This window comes from Kocuria sp. KD4, from assembly GCF_011769905.1.
Lineage (GTDB): Bacteria > Actinomycetota > Actinomycetes > Actinomycetales > Micrococcaceae > Kocuria > Kocuria marina.
Genome location: NZ_CP050449.1, coordinates 2369863 through 2389112, shown reverse-complemented (window position 1 = coordinate 2389112; position 19250 = coordinate 2369863). Strand labels below are relative to the sequence as shown.

Below are 19250 nucleotides of genomic sequence, written 5' to 3'. Positions count from 1 at the left end.
GGAAATCCCATGAGCGCACACACCACCCAACACCGCACCTCCCGGGCCGCCCTCGATGCGGTGGCCAAGGTCAGCACGGGCACGTTCATCGACGGCCAATGGGGCGAGGCCGCCTCCGGCGCCCGGTTCGACGTCGTCAATCCCGCGACCGAGGAGGTCATCGCCACGGTCGCGGACGGCGGCCCGGAGGACGCCCAGCGCGCGATCGAGACCGCGGGACGCGTGCAGAAGCAGTGGGCGGCCACACCCCCGCGCGAGCGCGGCGAGATCCTCCGCCGGGCCTATGAGTTGATCATGCAGCGCCAGGACGAACTGGCCCTCGTCATGACCACGGAAATGGGCAAGCCGCTCGCCGAGGCCAGGGGCGAGGTGGCGTACGCCGCCGAGTTCTTCCGGTGGTTCTCCGAGGAGGCCGTGCGGATCGGCGGTGATCAGACCATGACCGGGGACGGCAAGAACCGGATCATGGTGTCCAAGGAGCCCGTGGGGCCGTGCGTCCTGGTCACGCCGTGGAACTTTCCCCTGGCCATGGGCACCCGCAAGATCGGCCCGGCCGTGGCCGCGGGGTGCACCATGGTGTTCAAGCCCGCCAACCTCACCCCGCTGTCCTCGCTGGCCCTCGTGGAAATCCTGATCGAGGCGGGTCTGCCCCGCGGGGTGCTCAACGTGGTGTGCACCAAGAAGGCGTCCTCGGTCGTGGGCCCGTGGATGTCCAGCGGGATCGCCCGGAAGGTCAGTTTCACCGGATCCACCGAGGTGGGCGTGCGGCTGTTGGAACAAGCGGCGCACCACGTGATGCGCTCCTCGATGGAACTGGGTGGCAACGCCCCGTTCATCGTCTTCGAGGACGCGGATCTGGATCGCGCCGTGGACGGCGCCGTGGCGGCCAAGATGCGCAACATGGGGGAGGCGTGCACCGCGGCCAACCGGTTGTTCGTGCACCGCTCAGTGATGAGCGAGTTCTCCCGGAAGCTCGCCGAACGGCTCGGGGCACTCTCGGTGGGCGACGGCGCCCAGGACGGCACCGACGTCGGGCCCCTCGTGGAGGCCAAGGCGCTCGACAAGGTCCAGGAACTTGTGGACGACGCCGTGGCCCGCGGCGCCACCGTGGAGTGCGGCGGCTCCCGCCCGGACCGGCCCGGATTCTTCTACGACCCCACCGTGCTGCACGGTGTGGACCCGGACTCCAAACTGATGAGTGAGGAGATCTTCGGTCCCGTGGCGCCGGTGATCCCGTTCGACTCGGAGGACGAGGTGCTCGAACTGGCCAACGACACGCCGTGGGGACTCGTGGGCTACCTGTTCACCCAGGACGTGGATCGCAGCTTCCGCGTGAGCGACGCCCTGGAGGTCGGGATGGTGGGCCTGAACACGGGCATCGTCTCCAATCCCGCGGCACCGTTCGGCGGCGTCAAGGCGTCCGGGCTCGGACGCGAGGGCGGGCGCGTGGGGATCGAGGAGTTCCTCGAGTACAAGTACGTGGCCGTGCCGCGCGGCTGAGCTGGGGGCGGGTCAGTCGTCGCTCGAGGTCAACCGCATCACGGCGTCGCGCATGTGCTCGAGCAGCAGCGCGTCCACGCGGGGAGCGTCGCCCGCCCCGATGGCCTCCGTGATCTCGCGGTGCTCCTCCAGGCGGAAACTGTGCGACGCGTACCGTGTTTCCAGAGCGGTCATGCACATGCGGGTCTCGACCATGAGGGTGTCGTGCATGCGGATCAGACGGGGACTGCCCGAGAGTTCCACGAGCAACGCGTGGAACTGCACGTCCGCTTCCGTGAGCGATGCGGTGTCCCCGTGATCGATCGCCCGGGACATCGCCTCGACCTTCTCACCCAGACGCTGTGCCGCAGCCTCCGGATCGGTCGTGATCACCCGGGCGGCCGCCGCGCGCTCCACGGCACCGCGGGCGAGATAGAGGTCCCGGACATCGTCGTCGGTGATCTGCGTGACGAACACCCCACGGTTGCGCACGCTGAGCAGAAGGCCTTCCTGGGTGAGGCGCTGCATGGCCTCGCGCAACGGACCCCGACTCACGCCCAGGGCGCGGCTCAACTCCATCTCGTTGAGTTGTTGGCCGGGGGCCAGCTCGCCCGCACCGATGGCTTGACGCAATTGCCGGGCCAACAAGGACGGGGTGGTTTCCTGTACCACGGGTCGCAGCAGATTGCCGGGCATGGCCGCCTCCGGTCCTGGCAGACCCGAAGGTCCGCGTATCCAAGTCTTACGTATCGCACAGCCTATGGGTAGGATTGTCGACAATCAAACGGTCCACGGGCCGCCAGGCTCCATGATCTCTCGATGCCGGACCGATCCCGGGCGCGCCGACGCCCACCGATTGCACCATAGAGGTTTCCATGAATTCGCAACATCAATCCGATCTGCCCCGCGAATCGCGGGACCCGCGCGACATGACGTCCCCCGCGGCGTCGTCACACCCGGAACCGGACGCGAGTACCGTGCGCCGCGCGGTGGCCGCCTCCGCGATCGGTAATGCCACGGAGTGGTTCGACTACGGCGTCTACGCCGTGTCGGTCGTGTACATCACCCAGAACTTCTTCCCGGGGGAGGCCGGCACGCTGCTGGCTCTGAGTACGTTCGCCCTGTCGTTCCTGGTCCGCCCTCTGGGCGGACTGTTCTGGGGCCCGCTCGGTGACCGGTTGGGACGCAAGAAGATCCTTGCGTTGACCATCATCCTGATGGCCGGTGCCACGTTCTGCATCGGCATCCTGCCCACCCACGCGACCATCGGCTTCGTGGCACCCGTCCTGCTCGTGCTGCTGCGTGTGATCCAGGGCTTCTCGACCGGCGGTGAGTACGGCGGTGCCGCCACGTTCATGGCCGAGTACGCCCCGGACAAGAAGCGCGGCTTCCTGGGTAGCTTCCTGGAGTTCGGCACCCTGGGCGGTTTCGCGCTGGGTTCACTGATCGTGTTGATGGGCGAGGTGACCCTGGGCAACGACGCCATGATGGAGTGGGGCTGGCGGATCCCCTTCCTGCTGGCCGGCCCGCTGGGCCTGATCGGCCTGTACCTGCGGTCCAAGCTGGCGGATTCGCCCGTGTTCCTGGAGCTCGAGGAAGCCGGCCACTCGGAGGAATCCGCGGGCATGGCCCTCAAGGAACTGGTCACCACCTACTGGAAGCCCATGCTGATCATGGCCGGGTTGGTCGTGTCCGTGAACGTGGTCAACTACACGCTGCTGAGCTACATGCCCACCTACCTCGAGGGTCAGACCGAGATGTCCTCACAGACGGTGCTGACCATCATGTTCATCGCGCAGTTCGCCATGATGCTCGTGATCCCGTTCGCCGGGAAACTCTCCGACAAGCTTGGGCGCAAACCCATGTGGTACTTCTCGCTCATCGGTCTGATCGTGATGTCCATCCCCATGTACATGCTCATGGCCAACGGCTTCTGGTGGGCACTGCTGGGCTTCGCGGTGCTGGGGCTGCTCTACATCCCCCAGTTGGCGTGCATCTCCGCCACGTTCCCGGCGATGTTCCCCACGCAGGTGCGCTACGCCGGGTTCGCGATCACCTACAACGTGTCCACGGCGATCTTCGGCGGCACCGCCCCGCTGGTCAACGAGGCGCTCATCGAGGCGACCGGCAACCCGTTGATCCCCGCGTTCTACATGATGGGCGCATGCGTGATCGGCTTGATCGCTGCCAAGTTCATGAAGGAGACCGTGGGGGCGTCCCTGCGCGGCACGGAGATCCCGGAGACGGGCAAGATGCCCGTGGTCGCCCGGCGGTAGCCGGTCCGTTCAGCGGGACAGCAGACGCAACGCGGTCAGGGTGTACGCCCTGGCCGCTCGCGAAAGTTCTTCCACGCTCACGGACTCGTCCACCTGGTGCGCCTGGTCGTTGAGTCCTCCGGGTCCCATGACCACCGTGGGCACGCCGTGGTCCCGCGCGATGAACCCGCCGTCGCACGCGGCCGTCCACCCGCCGATCGACGTTGGGCCGCCCGCGTCCGCCACGGCGTCGTGCACGATGGTGACGAGTTCGTGCTCCCGGTCGGTGCGGAAACCCGGCATGGACATGGTGATTTCCACGTCCAGGGAGATCCCGTCGCCGGTGATCCCCGCACGGTCCACCGCCGCGCGCAGCTCGGCGACGATGCGCTCGGGGTCCTCACCCGGCATGAGCCTCCGGTCCAACCACACGTGACAGGACGGCGCCACCATGGAGGTGGCCCGACCGCCCTCGATCTTGCCCACGTTCCACGTGGGCGACCCCAGCAGCGGATCGCTGCGGCGGGCGTGTTCCTCGTGGTCCCGCCGGATCAGGCGCAGCAGGGCCGCCGCGGCATCGATCGCGTTGCGCCCGTCGGCGGGGCGCCCCGAGTGCGCGGGGACCCCGGTGATCTCGACCTCGAGGTACGCGTCCCCACGACATGCGATCACGGTCTGCAGGTCGGTCGGTTCGGCCACCACGCAGCCGAGGAACGCACGCCCCAGCCCCCGCGCGGTGAGTTGCCGGATCCCGAGACCCAGGTCCTCCTCGTCCACGGTGGACGACAGCCTCACGGGTCCGGACAGGCACACACCCGAGCGGCGCAGGGCGTCCATGGCACACAGCACCGAGGCGAGCCCGCCCTTCATGTCCGTGGCCCCGCGCCCGTACAGCCGGTCGCCGTCGACCACCGCGTCGTACGGCGCCCGCATCCACCCGGGCCCCGCGGGCACGACGTCCGAGTGGCCCAGGAACAGCAGCCCCGGCCCGTCCGCCACGGGACCGCCCACGGGCAGGTCCACGTCCACGTTCGGCCGACCGGGGGACACGACGTCGCTGCGAGCAGTCAATCCGCGCTCGCTCGCCGCTCGCTCCAGGACGTGGGCGGTGTCCTCCTCGGTGCCCCCGGGGTTCTCGCCGGCGGCATTCACCAGGGCGCACGTGAGGTCCACGAGCTCGTCCGTGTCGATGAGGTCGAGCACGGCCTGCTCCTGCGGGCTGCACCGCACGCCGTCGCGGCTCATGATGGGTCTCCTTATCCAGTCCGAATGGGTGGCGCTGCGCCGAGGTGGCCGGGTCGGAGCTATCGGTCGAGCTCTCCCCGGGCGATGTCCAGGGCCCGTGCGAGTCGCTGCAGTCCCTCCTCGATGCGTTCGGGGGTGCTCGAGGCGAAACACAGCCGGAACGCGTCCTGGAACCGCCCCGAGGGTGAAAGCGCCGGGCCCGGGATGAACGCGACCCCCTCGGCCAACGCGATCTCGAACAATCGCGAGGAGGACACCCGTGCGTCGTCGCCCTGGAGGATGACCCATAGGAAGAAGCCGCCGTCCGGGTCCGTGGTGCGCACTCGATCGCCCAGGTGGGCGGCGATGGAGGCGTCCATGGCCTCTTTGCGGCGTTTGTACTCGGTGCGCAACCCGGCGAGGTGCTCGTCGTAGCCGCCGCGGGCGATGTACTCGGCCACGATGTGCTGGGCGGGGACGTTCGCGCACGTGTCCATGGCCTGCTTCCCGGCGATCAGCAGCTCGCGCAGCCGGGGATCGACGTCGACCCAGCCCACCCGCAGGCCCGGGGCCAGGATCTTGGAGAACGTGCGCACCGAGAAGACCAGGGGGTCGTCCGGGCTGAGCTCGCGGAACCCGGGGACGGGATCGCCGGAGAAGCGCAGCTCGCCGTACGGGTCGTCGTCGAGGATCATGGCGCCCCACGTGTGCGCGAGATCGAGCAGGCGGCGCCGTCGGGATTCGCTCAGGGTGGTGCCGGACGGGTTCTGGAAGTTGGGGATCGTGTAGATCATCCGGGGCGTGCGGCCCGTATCGGCCACGAGCGTCTCGAGGGCGTCGACGTCCATGCCGTCGTCGTCCACGGGGACCTCCAGGACGTCCGCGCCGTAGCTGAGCGCCGTGCCGGAACCGTTGGTGTAGGTGGGGCTCTCCACGACCACCAGGTCACCGGGGTCCACGAACAGCTTGAACGCGAGATCCAGACCCTGCATCCCGCCGGAGGTGATCACGATGCGCTCCGGATCGGAGGCACTGTCCGAGAAGTGGTTCACGACCGTGTCGATCAGGTCCGGTTCACCCTCGGTGGCGCCGTACGTGAAACTGGCGTCCGTGAGGATCTCCCCGGCGATCCGTCGGAACTCCTCCGTGGGGATCACCTCCGCCGCGGGAGCGCCCATCGCGAAACGCACGATGTCGTGGGTCTGGGCGGCCAGCAGCGAGGTGGACGAATCGATGACCGAGCCCACGAGCCCGTCCGAGCGGGACGCGAGCGGGAGCAGGCCCTGGGTGGCCGGTCCCGAGACACCCGCGGTGGGGCAGGGGTCCAGGGACCGGACGGTGGTGACGTGCGGGGTCATGGTCATGAGCTCACTTCCTGATGATCTGGCGGGGGAAGGACGTGAAGGCCTCCACCCCCGTGCTGGTCACTCGGATGGTCTCCGAAACTTCGTAGCCGTATCCCGTCATCCACATGCCGCAAATGAGGTGGAAGGTCATGTTCTCCTCGAGTACCGTCTCGTCCTCGGAGCGGATGCTGATGGTGCGCTCGCCCCAATCCGGCGGGTACCCGATGCCCACGGAGTACCCCAGACGGCTGGGCTTCTCGAGCCCGTACGAGGCCAGTTTCCAGTTCCAGGCGCTCGCCAGTTCACGGATGGGGACGCCCGCGGCGGTCGCGTCCAGGACGGCACGCAGACCGTCGGCGACCGCCTCCTCCAAGCGGTCCATCGCATCGCTCGGGGGACCGAGGGTCACGGTGCGCGCCAGGGGGACGTGATATCTCCGGTGCACACCGCTCAACTCGACCACCACGGCGTCGCCGCTGAGCAGAACACGGTCGGACCACGTGAGGTGGGGTGTGTCCGCGGACGCACCGGTGGGCAGCATGGGCACGATGGCCGGGAAGTCACCCCAGGCCTCGCCGTCCCCCTCCGCCTGGGCGGCCGCGATGCGGGCGGCCACCCTGTTCTGCGGGACCCCGGGTTCGATCGCGTCGATCGCCGCGGTCATGGCCGCGGTGGTCACCCGCGAGGCCACGTGCATGTAGTGGATCTCGGCGTCCGACTTCACGGAGCGAACCCAGTTGACCAGTTCGAAGCAGTCGACCAACGACCATTCGGGGATGGCATTGACCAGGGCCCGGTAGCCCTTGGGGGAGAAGAAGTGGGCGTCCATCTCCAGGCCCACGCAGCCGTGCGCGGACGGGGCGATCTGTCCGCGGCGCCGCAGGGCGAAGGCCACCCAGTCGAAGGGGTGCAGGTGGGGGCGCTGCACATAGCGTTCGGGGTACCCGATGATTTGGTGTTCGGGCAGCCAGGAGGTGCGAAAGGCGCCCCGGGCGTCCATCTCGCGCAGGAACAACAGGATGTCGCCTTCGGCGGGGACGAACAGCATCTGCGGGACGTAGAAGGACCACGCGTCGTAGCCGGTGAGGTAGAAGAGGTTGGCCGGATCCGTGACGATCAGGGCGGACAGTCCCTGGTGCGCCATCTTCTCGCGGACGCGGTGCAGACGGTGCGCGTATTCCTGCTCGGAGAAGAGGGGCTCACGGACGTCGGCGGAGCCCGATCCGGCATCCGTGGACACCGGATCGGGGGAACCATGATTCTCGGTCTCATCCCACGAGTTCATGGTCCATGATTGAAAAAAATCCGCCTATTGTCAACAATCCGGCGATCGGCTCACACCTGGCCGCGGCCGAGTAGACGACCCGTGGGGGTCTGGTAGTGGACCTCCTGGCCGCCCACGAAGGTCTTGCGGACCTTCCCGGGGAGCACCTTGCCCTGGTACGGCGTGATGGGGTTCTTGTGGTTGAGGGCCTTGGCGTCCACCACGAAGCTCTCGTCCTGCGCGAACACGGCCATGTCCGCGTCGTACCCCAGGGACAACCGGCCCTTGGAGCGCAAACCCACACGCTCGGCCGGGCGCGTGGACATCCACTGCAACACGCGGCCCAGACCCACGCCGCGGCGTCGTGCCTCGGTCCAGATCAGGGACAGCCCGAGCTGCAGGGAGGACACGCCGCCCCACGCCACGCCGAAGTCGCCGTTGCCCAGGTCCTTGAGGTCCAGCGTGGAGGGGGAGTGGTCCGAGACGATGAAGTCGATGGTCCCGTCCAACAGACCCCCCCACAGCATCTCCCGGGTGGAGACCTCGCGCACGGGCGGGCAGCACTTGCCCGCGGTGGCGCCGTCCGGGATCTCCTACGCGAGCAGTGTGAGGTAGTGGGGGCGGGTCTCCACGGTGATGTCCAGGCCGTCGTTCTTCGCGGAGCGGATCATGGGGATGGCGTCCGAGGAGGACGGGTGCAGGATGTGCGAGCGCGCCCCGGTCCAGCGGGTGCGTTCGATGTTCTCCGCGATCGCGATGTTCTCCGCGCCGCGCGGGCGTCACTTCAGGAACGTGTCGTACACGTTGCCATTGGGCTGCGGGGCCTTGGCGATCGTGCGGGAGTCCTCCGCGTGCACGATCAGCAGCGAGTCGAAGGTCTTGATCTCCTCGAGCGCCTCCTCCATTTCGTCCGCCTCCAGGTGCGGGAACTCGTCCACCCCGGAATGCAGTAGGAAGCACTTGAAGCCGAACACGCCGTCATCGTGCGGGGGGCGCAGGTCCTCCTTGTTGCCGGGGACGGCGCCGCCCCAGAAGCCGATGTCCACGAACGCGTTCTGCGCCGCGAACAGTCGCTCGTACTCCAAGGCGGGCATGTTCACGGTGGCGGGCACGGAGTTCAGGGGCATGCGCCTGCTCCACCGTCGCCCGCACCCGCTCGTTCGCGCGCTCCTCGTCGACCTCCGGGTCTGCGGTCGCCCCGGGCCGGGGGTCTTCTTTTGAGGTGAACCGTGCTGCGGGGAGGCATTCATGGAAGTGGTGCCCTTCCGCTGGCGCGTTCCGGCGCTCGTGGCCGGGCGGTGCGGTGCGTGAGGGGCTGCTCGCTCTCGAGTGCCCGTGGAAATGGAAAGCTCCGTCACTGCGAGGCGATGCGGCGACCGACCTCCCGGAGCAGGCGAGGTGCCTCTCGCATCGACGTTTCTGGGTCCGCTGCAAGCGCACGCAGTTCGTGGACGGCGGCGAACCCCGCCTCGCGAAGTGTCGCGGCATCCAGGGTGGTGCGCCCGCACACGGCCACCACGGGCACGCCGTGGCGCCGCCCCACGTGCAGCACGCCCAGCGGCGTCTTCCCGCCGAGACTCTGCTCGTCCAGGCTGCCCTCGCCGGTGAGCAGCAGGTCCGCGCCGGCCACGGCGGCATCCAGCCCCACAAGGTCGAGCACGACGTCGATCCCCGGCCTGCGCCGCGCCCCCAGCACCGCGAGTCCCGCGTATCCGACGCCGCCCGCGGCCCCCGCGCCGGGGGCATCCGCGGCCTGGCGGGCCGGTTCGCCGAGCACGTCCGCGAGGCGGTCGCGGAACACGGCCAGGGCGGCGTCGAGGTCCAAGACATCTCGTTCGGAGGCGCCCTTCTGCGGGCCGAAGACCGTGGCGGCACCGTGCGGGCCGAGCAGAGGGTTGTCGACGTCCGCGGCAAGGACGAACTCGACGTCCCGGATGCGTGGGTGCAGCTGTGCCGCATCCACGTGATGCAACTCGGCGAGCGCCGCGCCGCCAGTGGGCAGGTCGCGGCCGTTCACGTCCAGCAGGCGCAGCCCCAGCGCGGCGAGCATCCCCGCGCCGCCGTCAGTGGTCGCGCTGCCGCCCACGCCGAGCAGCACGCGGGTGCAGCCGGCATCGAGCGCGGCGGCCACGAGCTCGCCCGTGCCGCGGCTCGTGGCGGTGCGGGGTGCGAGCACGGGGCGGCCGTCCTGGATGGGGAGGACAGCGAGGCCCGAAGCCAACGACATCTCCACCACGGCCTCGTCTCCGCGTCGACCCCACGCGGCGGGGACGGGACCTCCCGCGGGTCCGGTGACGGTGAGGTCGTGGCGCTCGAAGCCCGCGTCCAGGGCGGCGTCGAGCGTCCCCTCTCCGCCGTCGGCGACCGGGAGGACCTCCACGACGGCGTCCGGGCGCACCTCGGCGATGCCCGCCGCAAGCTCGGCCGCCGCCTCGTGGGCGGTCACCGACCCCTTGAACTTGTCCGGTGCCACGACGACGCGCACGGTGTCCTCCTTCTGGGGATGTCCGGTTCCGGGACCATTCCAGCACAACGCCGCCCGCGCGGTACCCGCTCGCTCGGTACCTGTTCAAGTGGCACCCGCCCGGCGTGCCCGCCCGCTCGGGGCCCGGCCACGCGGTGCTCACCCGCGCGGCCTCTGTGGGTGGGGTCGGTTTGCGGGCTCACGCGCGCCGGTCGCGGGGGAGCCACGCGAAGGGGTCGTCCTGGGAGGGGACGTACTCCAGCGCCACCGGTCCGTGGTAGCCGTGCTCGTGGGCCCGGGCCACCCACCGGAGCAGCGGCAGATCGCCCGTGCCCGGCTCGTGGCGGCCGGGTGCATCCGCGAGCTGGATGTGCCCGAACTCCGCGGCGTGCCGTTCGATCAGGGCCTCGACGTCCTCCCCGTTGACCGCCAGGTGGTAGAAGTCCGCGAGCAGCTTCACGTTCGGGCAGTTCACGCGGTCGAGCACGGCCATGACGTCCGCGGCGGTGCGCAGAGGATACGTCGAGGCGCCGGAGAGCGGTTCCACCAGGACCGTCCCGCCGAAGACCGCGACCGCGTCCGCTGCGTACCGGAGGTTCTCGATGGCGGCGTCGTCCTGCTCGGCCACGGGCACGTCCGGCAGGCGGTTGCCGTGGAGGGCGTTGAAGGCCCGGCAGCCCGTGGCCCGGGCCACGCGGACCAGGGAGTCCACGCCTCGCCGGAACTCATCCGTGCGCGTGGGGTGGGAGAGGACTCCCCGCTCACCGGCAGGCATGTCCCCGGCAAAGAAGTTCAGGCCCGTGAGCTGGACGTTCGCGTCCTCCAGCGACCGGGCGAAGTCCTCGATCTCCCTCTCGGACGGGGTGGTGGCGGGGAACGGCCACCAGAACTCGACCGCGGAGAAGCCTGCGCGCGCCACGGCGGCGGGGCGCTCCAGCACGGGCAGGTCGGTCAGCAAGATCGAGGCGTTCACGGTGTACCGCACGGTGGGCCCTCCCCGGGGCGGTGGCGCGGCCGCCCCGTTTTCTTACGCCTTGATTCCATGACGTGAAATTCAAGTTCTGATGAATGAAAAAGTTATCGACCGGGTGTGATGCGCGTCAACCCGTGGTGTGAGATTTGGGAGCTGAACGGTGCGACGTCGTCTCACGGTTTTCTCCAGGACTTCCCTCGCACCACGGAGCAGGCGGGCGGGCGCCCCGAGCCCGGGCGCCCGCACGCACCGCCCGGCGTCGCCCACGAGCCGCGCTCGGACACGAGCGACAGGCTCTACAACGTGGACCTCGCTCCCACCAGCCGTTACGGGCGCACGTGGAGCGCGTACAGCATCTTCACCATGAGGGCCAACGACGTGCACTCCCTGGGCAACTACGGCTTCGCCATCGGCCTCTTCGCCCTCGGACTCGGTGCGGGGCAGGTGCTCACGGTCCTGGGTGTGGGCGCGCTGCAGGTGCTCGCGTCCCTAGCGCTGCTGATCCTGCCGTGGAACCTCTACACCTCGCCCGTGGTGATCGTGTGCTTCCTGGGTGGGCTGGGTGCCGCTGCTCTGGTCGCTCTTCGGGATCATCATGGTGGACTACTGGCTGATCCGCCGCTCCAGCGTGAACGTGCCCCAGCTCTCCATGGACACCCACGACGGCGAGTACGTCTACCGCGGCGGCGTGACCCCCGGGCAATCGGGGCGTTCGTCCCCACGATACTGCCCTCTCTGGCGGTCGCCCTGCTGCCCGTCTTCCAGGCCGTCGGCGAGTTCTCGTAGTTCATTGGGGCCGACCTGGGCGCCCGGTGCTACCTGGTCACCGCCAAGCGCGAGCTCGAGTGCAGCGACCAGCACGGTGGGGCCATCGTGGTCGCCACTTCGCACCGACCCTGCGTCTCGCACGAGATCGCGCCCAACGACGCCGCCGCAGGCTGCCTCCCGCTCGCCCCGCAGGGTGGAGCACGGCGTCGTCGTGCGAAGGGAACGTGGAGTCCTACCTCGCCGCGGTGGGGGGTGATGGACGCGGTGCTGACCTACGACCCGCCCTTCGACCCTGTGATCCAGGCCAGGTTCGGCGAGCACCGGCGGGAAGGTCTGCAGGAGCTCCTCGACCAGCCCGTCGTGGACATCCCGAGGCGGCCGCTTCCATCGCCATCTTCATGAGGCGCAGCTACACCGGGAGTGACCACCCTGGGCCGCACCGTGCCGCTCATCGAGGACCGGTTGCGGCTGGCCGGGCTGATGGAGCGCTGCGCGTCCGTGCGGGCGTCGAACACCTCCGCGCTGGACCTGGAGCGGGATGAGAACGCGGCGGTCGAGACGATCGTCGCTGAAGCGCAGCGGGCCATCGAACAGGGCCGCAGCCGAGGTGGTTGTCCTCGGCTGCGGCGGGATGGCCGCCCTTGAGCACGCCGTGCTCGAGTGGTGCGGCGTGCACGTGACGGACGGCGTGGCTGCTGCGGTCACCGTGGCGCAGTCGCTGGTGTGGCTGGGGCTGAGGACCTCCAAGGTCCGCACATACGCGAACCCTCTGCCGAAGGACCTGAAGGGTTTCCCGTTCGGGCGGTGAGGTCGGCTCGCGTCCTGCGCTTTCCGACTACTTCCGGGGGAAGCCCCCGGCCCGGAGGGCCGCGGCGATCAAGGCCGGTTGACCGAACAGCCGGGCCAGCCGCTTGGCATCAGTGTCCAGATTGAATGCGTCGTGCCGCTCGGCGTACTGGCTGATGTTGCCGGGGAAGATCGCGGCGTAGAACGCGGCCAGACCGGCGCCCACGGCTGCGCGCTGCCTGGGCAGCGCCAACAGTGCGGCACCAAAGGCGATCTCCACCACACCGGAGGCCAGAACCACGGTGTCCTTGTCCATGGGGAACCAGTCCGGAACCTGTGCCTGGAAGTCCTCCCGGGCAAAGGTCAGGTGGGATATGCCCGCGGTGGACATGAACGCTCCCAGGGCCAGGCGCGCTGCCGTCTCCGTCGCAGTGGGCTTGGGAGACGGTGCGGTCAGGGACTGCAGAGCCTTGGTAATGCGAGCCATAGTGCAAACCTCTCTCGTGGTGGGCGCCGGGCGGGTGTCAGCCGGCGACGCGCACCAGCTTGGTGTTGGCGAACTCGGTGAAGCCCCAGCGGCCCAGCTCACGGCCGTAGCCGGAGCGGCGCACGCCGCCGAAGGGCAGGCCCGCCTTCGTCGTCGCGTGCTCGTTGACGTAGGCCATGCCCACCTCCAGACGACGCGCGACTTCCTCAGCCTTCGCCTCATCCTTGCTCCACACGGAGCCGGAGAGACCGAAGTCGGAGTCGTTGGCGATCTCCACCGCCTCGTCCACCGAGTCGTAGGAGTAGATCACCGCCACCGGACCGAAGATCTCCTCCTTGAACGCATCCATCTCCCGGGTCACACCGGTCAGCACCGCCGGGGACATCCACGCCCCGTCCTTATCCAGAGCCCTACCACCGGTGTGCAGGGTCGCACCCTGCTCCACCGCGCGCTCGACCTGGGACACGGCGTCGTCGCGGCCCTGCACGGAGGACAGGGGGCCGATCTCGGTGTCCTCCGCCAGCGGGTCCCCCACCGGCATGCCCTCGACGGTCTCGACGACCGTCTGCACGAACTCGTCGAACATGCCGGCGGGCACCAGGATGCGCTTGGGCGAGTTGCAGGCCTGGCCTGCGTTGCTCATCCGCGCCGTCGCCACGGTCGTGGCGGTCTCCTTCACGTCCACGTCGTCGAGCACGATCAGCGGGTCGGACCCGCCGAGCTCCAGAACGCTCTTCTTCAGGTTCTGCGCGGCCGTGGTGGCCACCGCGGCACCGGCACCCTCGCTGCCGGTCAGGGACACGCCCCGCACCCGCCGGTCCTCGATGATCGTGGTCACCTGGTCGGTGCTCACGAACAAGTTGATGTAGGCGTCCTCCGGGATACCCGCGGCGTGCAGGATTTCCTCGATCAGCTCACCCGTCCGGGCGCAGATGGAGGCATGCTTGAGCAGAATGGTGTTGCCCAACATGAGGTTCGGGGCCGCGAAACGCGCCACCTGGTACTGCGGGAAGTTCCACGGCATGACACCCATGAGCACACCGATGGGCTCGGCGACGACCACGGACTTGGCGTCGTCACCCACGTCCAGGCTCTCCTCCTCCAGCAGGCCCTCGCCGTGGTCGGCGTACCACTGGTAGATCGATGCCGAGAGTGCGACCTCTCCCTGCGCCTGGGCGAAGGGCTTGCCCATCTCGGTGCTGATCACGCGCGCGAGCTCGTCCCCGCGGTCCTGGAACGCCTGGGCGACACCGGCCAGCGCTTTGGCGCGGTCAGCGGCCGGGGTCTTGCGCCAGGAAGCGAATGCGGTGTCGGCGCGCTCGATCGCGCGGGTGACATCAGCATCGGTGGCCGAGGTGAACTCCTGCTCCACAATGCCGGTGGCGGGATTCTCCGTACGGAAAGCCATGATGACTCCTCACTCATCTCGATGAAACTCATCAATAACAGCGGGGAGGTGTCCGCGGATATTCCCGGCTCCTCGAAACGCCCCGCACGGTGGGGCATTCGAGGATGGGCTGGGCGAGCAACGGCCGGGTCCATGTTGTTCTGTCTGCGGATATGGTCCCCTGTGAAAGGAGTGACGTGACAAGGCCACGGCGGGGGTCTAGAGTCACGGCCCATGACTACCAATGTTGCTGCCTACCAGGCCGTCGCCTCCGACGCCCCGCTGGAGAAGGGCACCATCGAGCGCCGGGACCTGCGCCCGGACGATATCCGCATCGAAATCGAGTTCGCCGGCATCTGCCACTCCGACATCCACACCGTGCGCGAGGAGTGGGGACCGATCGAGTTCCCCATGGTCCCGGGACACGAGATCATCGGCCGCGTCACCGAGGTCGGTTCCGAGGTCACGAAGTTCTCGGTCGGCGAGCGCGCGGGCGTCGGCTGCCTGGTCGACTCCTGCCGCGAGTGCGAGTGGTGCCTGAAGGGCGAGGAGAACAACTGTCCGAAGGCCGTGGGCACCTACAACGGCAAGGACCGCTTCGACGGGCGCCCCACCGACGGCGGGTACTCGACCGAAATCCTCGTCTCCGAGGCCTTCGCGCTGCACATCCCCGAAAACCTGGACCCGGCCGCGACCACGCCGTTGCTGTGCGCGGGCATCACCACGTACTCCCCGCTACGGACGTGGGGCGTCACCGAGGGCTCCAAGGTGGCCGTGGTGGGCATGGGCGGTCTGGGCCACGTGGCCGTGAAGCTCGCCGCCGCCATGGGCGCGGAGGTCACCGTGATCAGCCAGACCCGCTCCAAGGAGGAGGACGGCCGCCGCTTCGGCGCCACCGACTGGATCGCCCGCAAGGAGGATCCCGAGGCCCTCAAGAACCACAAGGGCGAGTTCGACGTCATCATCAACACCGTCTCCGCCCACGTAGACGTGCAGGAGTTCATGGCCACCCTGCGCCCGCACGGTGCCATGGTCCTGCTGGGGCTGCCCACCGAGGCCCTGGAGGTCAGCGCGGGCTCGCTCATCGGCGGCCGCAAGTCCCTCACGGGCTCCAACATCGGCGGCATCCGCGAGACCCAGGAGATGCTGGACTTCTGCGCCGAGCACGGTGTCACCGCGGAGATCGAGCTGATCAGCGCCGAGGACATCAACGAGGCCTACGACCGCGTGGTGGACTCGGACGTCCGCTACCGCTTCGTGATCGACGCGAAGACCATCTGAGCAACCGCGCAGCACGCACAACGCCCCGGACCACTACGGTCCGGGGCGTTGTGCGTGCACGGGCCGTGTCCCGCCCCCGTGTAGATTGTGGAGCCGCTCCCGTCCGCTGAAAGCACCCCTGAACACGGGCCTGACACGTTGACAGGGAAGGCACCACGACGCAGTCCGCCGGCACCGGATCGACCTCGACCACCCGGGGCAAACGTCAGATGCGGTTCCTGACGGTGGGTGGCATCTGCTACCTCACCACCATCGGCATCAACGTCCTCCTCAAGTGGACGGTGCTGGAGGAGAAGCCCACCACTGCGCTGCTCATCGCCACCACGATCGCCAGCGTGGTCTCCTGCTCGCCGAACAAACGGTGGACCTTCAGCTCACGGGGGAGCAGGCACCCGGAAGTGGAGGCGTTCGTGTCCTCGACCGGTTCGGTGCGCAGCTTCTTGTGGACGCGGGCCACGAGATCGGGTGCCGCCGCGTCGTCGACCCCGGCGAGCTCAGCCAGGGCCGCGAGACCACCCGCTTCCCCGGTCGCCGACGACGCCGCGGCACCCCACTCGGCGGGCGTCCGCTCCGTGACGAGGTCCGCCAGGACGTAGCACGTGTGCACGGGCTGGCGGGTCCCGGAGTCCCCGGGGAGGAACCGTGCGAGGTCAGCGTCCGTGCCCGCGAGCAGCAGGTCCGCGCGGTGACCGAAGCCCGCCGGTAGAGAGGGGGCGGCCCCCGCCGCGCGGGGCGGTCGTGGCGGGGGCCGGGGTGGCGTCCAGGCGCGCCGGTGTTACTTGCTGCCTTCCATGAGGTCGTAGGCGGACAGCGTGAGGAACGCCGGGTAGTCCTCCCTGAGCACCATGTCCGAGATGAGCCGCCCGGCGGGCACGAACCACTTCTCGTAGTTCTCCTGGTCGATCTCACCGCGCAGCACCTCGAGCTGAGTGTCCAGTGCGTCGGAGACGAGCTCGCGCGTGGCGGTGTTGTCGGTGTCCGTGTAGACCACGCCGTTCTTGATCTGCTGCCAGATCTGCGAGCGGGAGATCTCCGCGGTGGCGGCGTCCTCCATCAGGTTGTGGATGGCCACCGCGCCGCTGCCGGACAGCCACACCGCCACGTAGCGGATGGCCACGTACAGGTTGGCGTTGAGTTCCTTTTCGGTGCGCTGGTCCCCCGCGGAGGGCACGTCCAGCAGCATCTCGGCGGTCACGTCCACGTCGGGGCGCTGGTGGTCCACCTGGTTGGGCTTCTCGCCGAGCACGCCGTCGAAGACCTCCCGGCACACGGGCACGAGGTCCGGGTGGGCCACCCACGAGCCGTCGAAGCCGTCATTGGCCTCGCGGGTCTTGTCGTTGCGGACCTTCTCGAAGGCGGCCCGGTTGACCTCCTCATCCTTGCGGGACGGGATGAACGCGGCCATGCCACCCATCGCGAACGCGCCGCGCTTGTGGCACGTCTGCACCAGCAGGTCCGTGTACGCGCGCATCAGGGGAGCGGTCATGGTCACGGCGGAGCGGTCCGCCAGGATGAACTTCTCCCCGGCGTCGCGGAAGTACTTGATGATGGAGAACAGGTAGTCCCAGCGTCCGGCGTTGAGCCCGGAGGCGTGATCCCGCAGCTCGTAGAGAATCTCGTCCATCTGGAACGCGGCGGGGATGGTCTCGATCAGCACGGTCGCGCGGACGGTGCCGTGCTCGATGCCCAGGTAGTCCTCCGCGAACGTGAACACGTCGTTCCACAGTCGCGCCTCCAGGTACGACTCCATCTTGGGCAGGTAGTAGTACGGCCCCTGGCCGTTCTCGATCAGCTGCTTCGCCGTGTGGAAGAAGTGCAGCCCGAAGTCCGTGAGGGAACCGGAACCGGTCTTCCCGTTGACCGTGATGTTGTACTCGGGCAGGTGCCAGCCGCGCGGGCGCATGACCACCACGGCCAGGGGCACGTCCTCGCGGAGCTTGTACTCCTTGCCCTCCGGGGAGGTGAAGCCCAGGGTGCCGCGGGCGGCGTCGCGCAGGTTGGCGATCGCGTCCACCTGGTTGGCCCAGCTGGGGGAGGCGGCGTCCTCGAGGTCCGCGAGCCACACCTTGGCGCCGGAGTTCAGGGCATTGATGGCCATCTTCGCGGGCGACGCCGGTCCGGTCATCTCCACGCGCCGGTCCTGCAGGGCCGCGGGGGCCGGGGCGACCTTCCAGTCGCCTTCCCGAACCTCGCGCGTCTCGGGGAGAAAGTCCATGGTGCCGCTCTCGGCGGCCTTCGCGCGGGCGGTCTCGCGCTTGCCGAGCAGCTCCTCACGACGGTCCGCGAACTTCTCGTGCAGCGCCTCCACGAATGCGAGGGCGTCGGATGAGAGGATCTCGTTCGCGGCGGGGATGTTGTCGGGTGTGTTGTGGGTGATGCTCATGGGTTGCCTCCTGGATTTTCGGTGTAGTTTGTACTGCTCATTGCGGGTGCGGCAGGCCCTGCACTCGGTACGACGCCGCCGCACCCGGTCGTTCCCGTCAGCCGGCCTGGGGGGCCTCCGCCACGGACTTCACGGCCTCGGCCACGGCCGGGGCGACATTCTTGGCCGAACACGCTGGGGGACGATGAAGCTCGCGTTGCGCTCGTCCTCGTGCACGCAGTCGGCGATGGCCCTCGCGGCGGCCGCGAGCACCTCTGAGGTGATCTCGCAAGCGCCCGTGTCCAGCAGCCCGGAGAAGGCCAGCACGCTGTTGATCTGGTTCGGGAAGTCCGGCCGACCGGTAGCCACTACGGTCGCGTGCTCGACACCTTCCACGGGGGTGGACCTCGGGCTCCGGATTGGCCCTGGCGAAGACGATGGCGTCGTCGGCCATGGTCGCGATGTCGTTGCCGTCCAGGACATTGGGGGCGGAGACGCCGATGAACACGTCCGCGGCACCCACGCCGGAGACGACCACCTTGACGTCCTTCAACGCCTTGAACAGGGCGGCCTTGCCCTCCATGGCTGGCAGGGCCGCGGCTGGTCCGATGTCACCGAGGCCCAGTACCGCGGTGCCGTCCGTGACCACGGCCACGGTGTTGCGCTTGACGGTCAGCCGCCGGGCGTCTTTGGGGCTCTCTCGGACGGGTATGCACACGCGGGCCACGCTCGGTGTGTAGGCGCGGGAGAGGTCGTCACGGTTGCGCAGGGACACGCGCGGGGTGACCTCGATCTTGCCGCCCAGGTGGATCAGGAAGGTGCGGTCGGAGATCTTGTGGACCTTGACGCCGTCCAGGGCGTTGAGCGCGTCGCGCACCTCGTCCCGGTGCTCGGCGTTGGACACGTTGCAGCTGATGTCCACGACGACGCTGTGGGGGAAGGACTCCACGATGTCCAGTGCGGTCACCTGGGCAGCGGCGGCGGCCGCCGCCGTGGTGATCTCACTCGTGGAGTTGAAGGTCGCGGGCGCCTCCAAGCGCAGGACCATGGAGTAGCCGGGGTTGGGAGCCGCCATGTGACGGGTTTCCTTCCGAGTCGAGCGGAACCGCGGTGGCCCGCTACCTATCCGTATTGTGGAAAATAAATTTCATTAATTGAATCCTAGGCGTAGAGT

Annotated in this window: 14 protein-coding genes and 3 pseudogenes; 6 read left to right on the top strand and 11 right to left on the bottom strand. The window is 68.8% G+C overall.

All coding sequences use genetic code 11. The features are described 5' to 3' along the window. Positions 1-9: 9 nt before the first annotated feature. Complete coding sequence (locus tag HBK84_RS10655; RefSeq protein ID WP_167318866.1) at positions 10-1500, top strand: NAD-dependent succinate-semialdehyde dehydrogenase; 1491 nt, start codon at positions 10-12, stop codon at positions 1498-1500. 12 nt (positions 1501-1512) lie between these two features. Here the strand turns inward: HBK84_RS10655 and HBK84_RS10650 are convergent, their stop codons facing one another. Beyond that, positions 1513-2175 carry a GntR family transcriptional regulator gene (locus HBK84_RS10650; protein ID WP_064847449.1) on the bottom strand — a complete coding sequence of 221 codons (663 nt, stop codon included), beginning with the start codon at positions 2173-2175 and terminating at the stop codon, positions 1513-1515. 179 nt (positions 2176-2354) lie between these two features. Between HBK84_RS10650 and HBK84_RS10645 the strand changes: the two genes are divergently transcribed. Further along, positions 2355-3755: an MFS transporter gene (locus HBK84_RS10645; RefSeq protein WP_206069151.1), complete on the top strand. Its 1401-nt coding sequence runs from the start codon at positions 2355-2357 to the stop codon at positions 3753-3755. Between the two features lie 9 nt (positions 3756-3764). Here the strand turns inward: HBK84_RS10645 and HBK84_RS10640 are convergent, their stop codons facing one another. The 6 genes and pseudogenes from HBK84_RS10640 to HBK84_RS10615 all read right to left on the bottom strand — a co-directional run bounded on the left by HBK84_RS10640 (position 3765) and on the right by HBK84_RS10615 (position 11005). Further along, positions 3765-4979: a M20 family metallopeptidase gene (locus HBK84_RS10640; RefSeq protein WP_167318865.1), complete on the bottom strand. Its 1215-nt coding sequence runs from the start codon at positions 4977-4979 to the stop codon at positions 3765-3767. A gap of 59 nt (positions 4980-5038) precedes the next feature. Beyond that, complete coding sequence (locus tag HBK84_RS10635; RefSeq protein WP_240918978.1) at positions 5039-6322, bottom strand: PLP-dependent aminotransferase family protein; 1284 nt, start codon at positions 6320-6322, stop codon at positions 5039-5041. Positions 6323-6326: 4 nt separating this feature from the next. Then, positions 6327-7589 (bottom strand): M24 family metallopeptidase, encoded by a 1263-nt coding sequence (locus tag HBK84_RS10630; protein ID WP_167318864.1) that lies wholly within the window; start codon positions 7587-7589, stop codon positions 6327-6329. A 50-nt stretch (positions 7590-7639) separates the two neighbouring features. Continuing rightward, a pseudogene (allB, locus tag HBK84_RS10625) lies at positions 7640-8770 on the bottom strand (allantoinase AllB); the annotation flags it as partial. A 152-nt stretch (positions 8771-8922) separates the two neighbouring features. Continuing rightward, entirely contained in the window at positions 8923-10053 is a 1131-nt protein-coding gene (locus HBK84_RS10620) for a glycerate kinase (RefSeq protein WP_167318863.1), read from the bottom strand. Positions 10054-10231: 178 nt separating this feature from the next. Next, on the bottom strand, positions 10232-11005 hold the full coding sequence (locus tag HBK84_RS10615) for a hydroxypyruvate isomerase family protein (protein ID WP_370520534.1): 774 nt from the start codon (positions 11003-11005) through the stop codon (positions 10232-10234). A 117-nt stretch (positions 11006-11122) separates the two neighbouring features. Between HBK84_RS10615 and HBK84_RS12700 the strand changes: the two genes are divergently transcribed. Both HBK84_RS12700 and HBK84_RS12915 read left to right on the top strand, forming a co-directional pair. Continuing rightward, the gene (locus tag HBK84_RS12700; protein ID WP_206069150.1) at positions 11123-11791 is read left to right on the top strand and encodes a hypothetical protein; all 669 of its coding nucleotides are present in this window, start codon (positions 11123-11125) and stop codon (positions 11789-11791) included. Positions 11792-11976: 185 nt separating this feature from the next. Further along, positions 11977-12581 (top strand): annotated as a pseudogene (locus tag HBK84_RS12915) (aspartate/glutamate racemase family protein); the annotation flags it as partial. A 27-nt stretch (positions 12582-12608) separates the two neighbouring features. Here HBK84_RS12915 and HBK84_RS10595 read toward each other — a convergent pair. Both HBK84_RS10595 and HBK84_RS10590 read right to left on the bottom strand, forming a co-directional pair. After that, complete coding sequence (locus HBK84_RS10595) at positions 12609-13046, bottom strand: hypothetical protein (RefSeq protein ID WP_052160891.1); 438 nt, start codon at positions 13044-13046, stop codon at positions 12609-12611. A 37-nt stretch (positions 13047-13083) separates the two neighbouring features. Further along, positions 13084-14454 carry an NAD-dependent succinate-semialdehyde dehydrogenase gene (locus tag HBK84_RS10590; RefSeq protein ID WP_167318859.1) on the bottom strand — a complete coding sequence of 457 codons (1371 nt, stop codon included), beginning with the start codon at positions 14452-14454 and terminating at the stop codon, positions 13084-13086. A gap of 213 nt (positions 14455-14667) precedes the next feature. Between HBK84_RS10590 and HBK84_RS10585 the strand changes: the two genes are divergently transcribed. Together HBK84_RS10585 and HBK84_RS13160 are read left to right on the top strand one after the other, a co-directional pair. Beyond that, positions 14668-15714 carry an NAD(P)-dependent alcohol dehydrogenase gene (locus HBK84_RS10585; protein WP_064847457.1) on the top strand — a complete coding sequence of 349 codons (1047 nt, stop codon included), beginning with the start codon at positions 14668-14670 and terminating at the stop codon, positions 15712-15714. Positions 15715-15923: 209 nt separating this feature from the next. Next, a complete protein-coding gene (locus tag HBK84_RS13160; RefSeq protein ID WP_167318858.1) occupies positions 15924-16310 on the top strand; it encodes a GtrA family protein in 387 nt (128 codons plus the stop codon). Positions 16311-16489: 179 nt separating this feature from the next. On the opposite strand, the gene aceB is transcribed toward HBK84_RS13160, so the two are convergent. Further along, positions 16490-18097 (bottom strand): malate synthase A, encoded by a 1608-nt coding sequence (gene aceB / locus HBK84_RS10575; protein WP_098056069.1) that lies wholly within the window; start codon positions 18095-18097, stop codon positions 16490-16492. A gap of 97 nt (positions 18098-18194) precedes the next feature. After that, positions 18195-19151: pseudogene (locus tag HBK84_RS10570) on the bottom strand (hypothetical protein). Positions 19152-19250: the final 99 nt, after the last annotated feature.

Bases quoted from the DNA above. Each gene is read 5' to 3' on its own strand.
- HBK84_RS10640 (WP_167318865.1), bottom strand. From the start codon at position 4,979: ATGAGCCGCGACGGCGTGCGGTGCAGCCCGCAGGAGCAGGCCGTGCTC.
- HBK84_RS10595 (WP_052160891.1), bottom strand. From the start codon at position 13,046: ATGGCTCGCATTACCAAGGCTCTGCAGTCCCTGACCGCACCGTCTCCC.
- HBK84_RS10635 (WP_240918978.1), bottom strand. From the start codon at position 6,322: ATGACCATGACCCCGCACGTCACCACCGTCCGGTCCCTGGACCCCTGC.
- HBK84_RS10630 (WP_167318864.1), bottom strand. From the start codon at position 7,589: ATGAACTCGTGGGATGAGACCGAGAATCATGGTTCCCCCGATCCGGTG.
- aceB (WP_098056069.1), bottom strand. From the start codon at position 18,097: ATGAGCATCACCCACAACACACCCGACAACATCCCCGCCGCGAACGAG.
- HBK84_RS13160 (WP_167318858.1), top strand. From the start codon at position 15,924: ATGCGGTTCCTGACGGTGGGTGGCATCTGCTACCTCACCACCATCGGC.
- HBK84_RS10585 (WP_064847457.1), top strand. From the start codon at position 14,668: ATGACTACCAATGTTGCTGCCTACCAGGCCGTCGCCTCCGACGCCCCG.
- HBK84_RS10650 (WP_064847449.1), bottom strand. From the start codon at position 2,175: ATGCCCGGCAATCTGCTGCGACCCGTGGTACAGGAAACCACCCCGTCC.
- HBK84_RS10645 (WP_206069151.1), top strand. From the start codon at position 2,355: ATGAATTCGCAACATCAATCCGATCTGCCCCGCGAATCGCGGGACCCG.
- HBK84_RS10590 (WP_167318859.1), bottom strand. From the start codon at position 14,454: ATGGCTTTCCGTACGGAGAATCCCGCCACCGGCATTGTGGAGCAGGAG.
- HBK84_RS10655 (WP_167318866.1), top strand. From the start codon at position 10: ATGAGCGCACACACCACCCAACACCGCACCTCCCGGGCCGCCCTCGAT.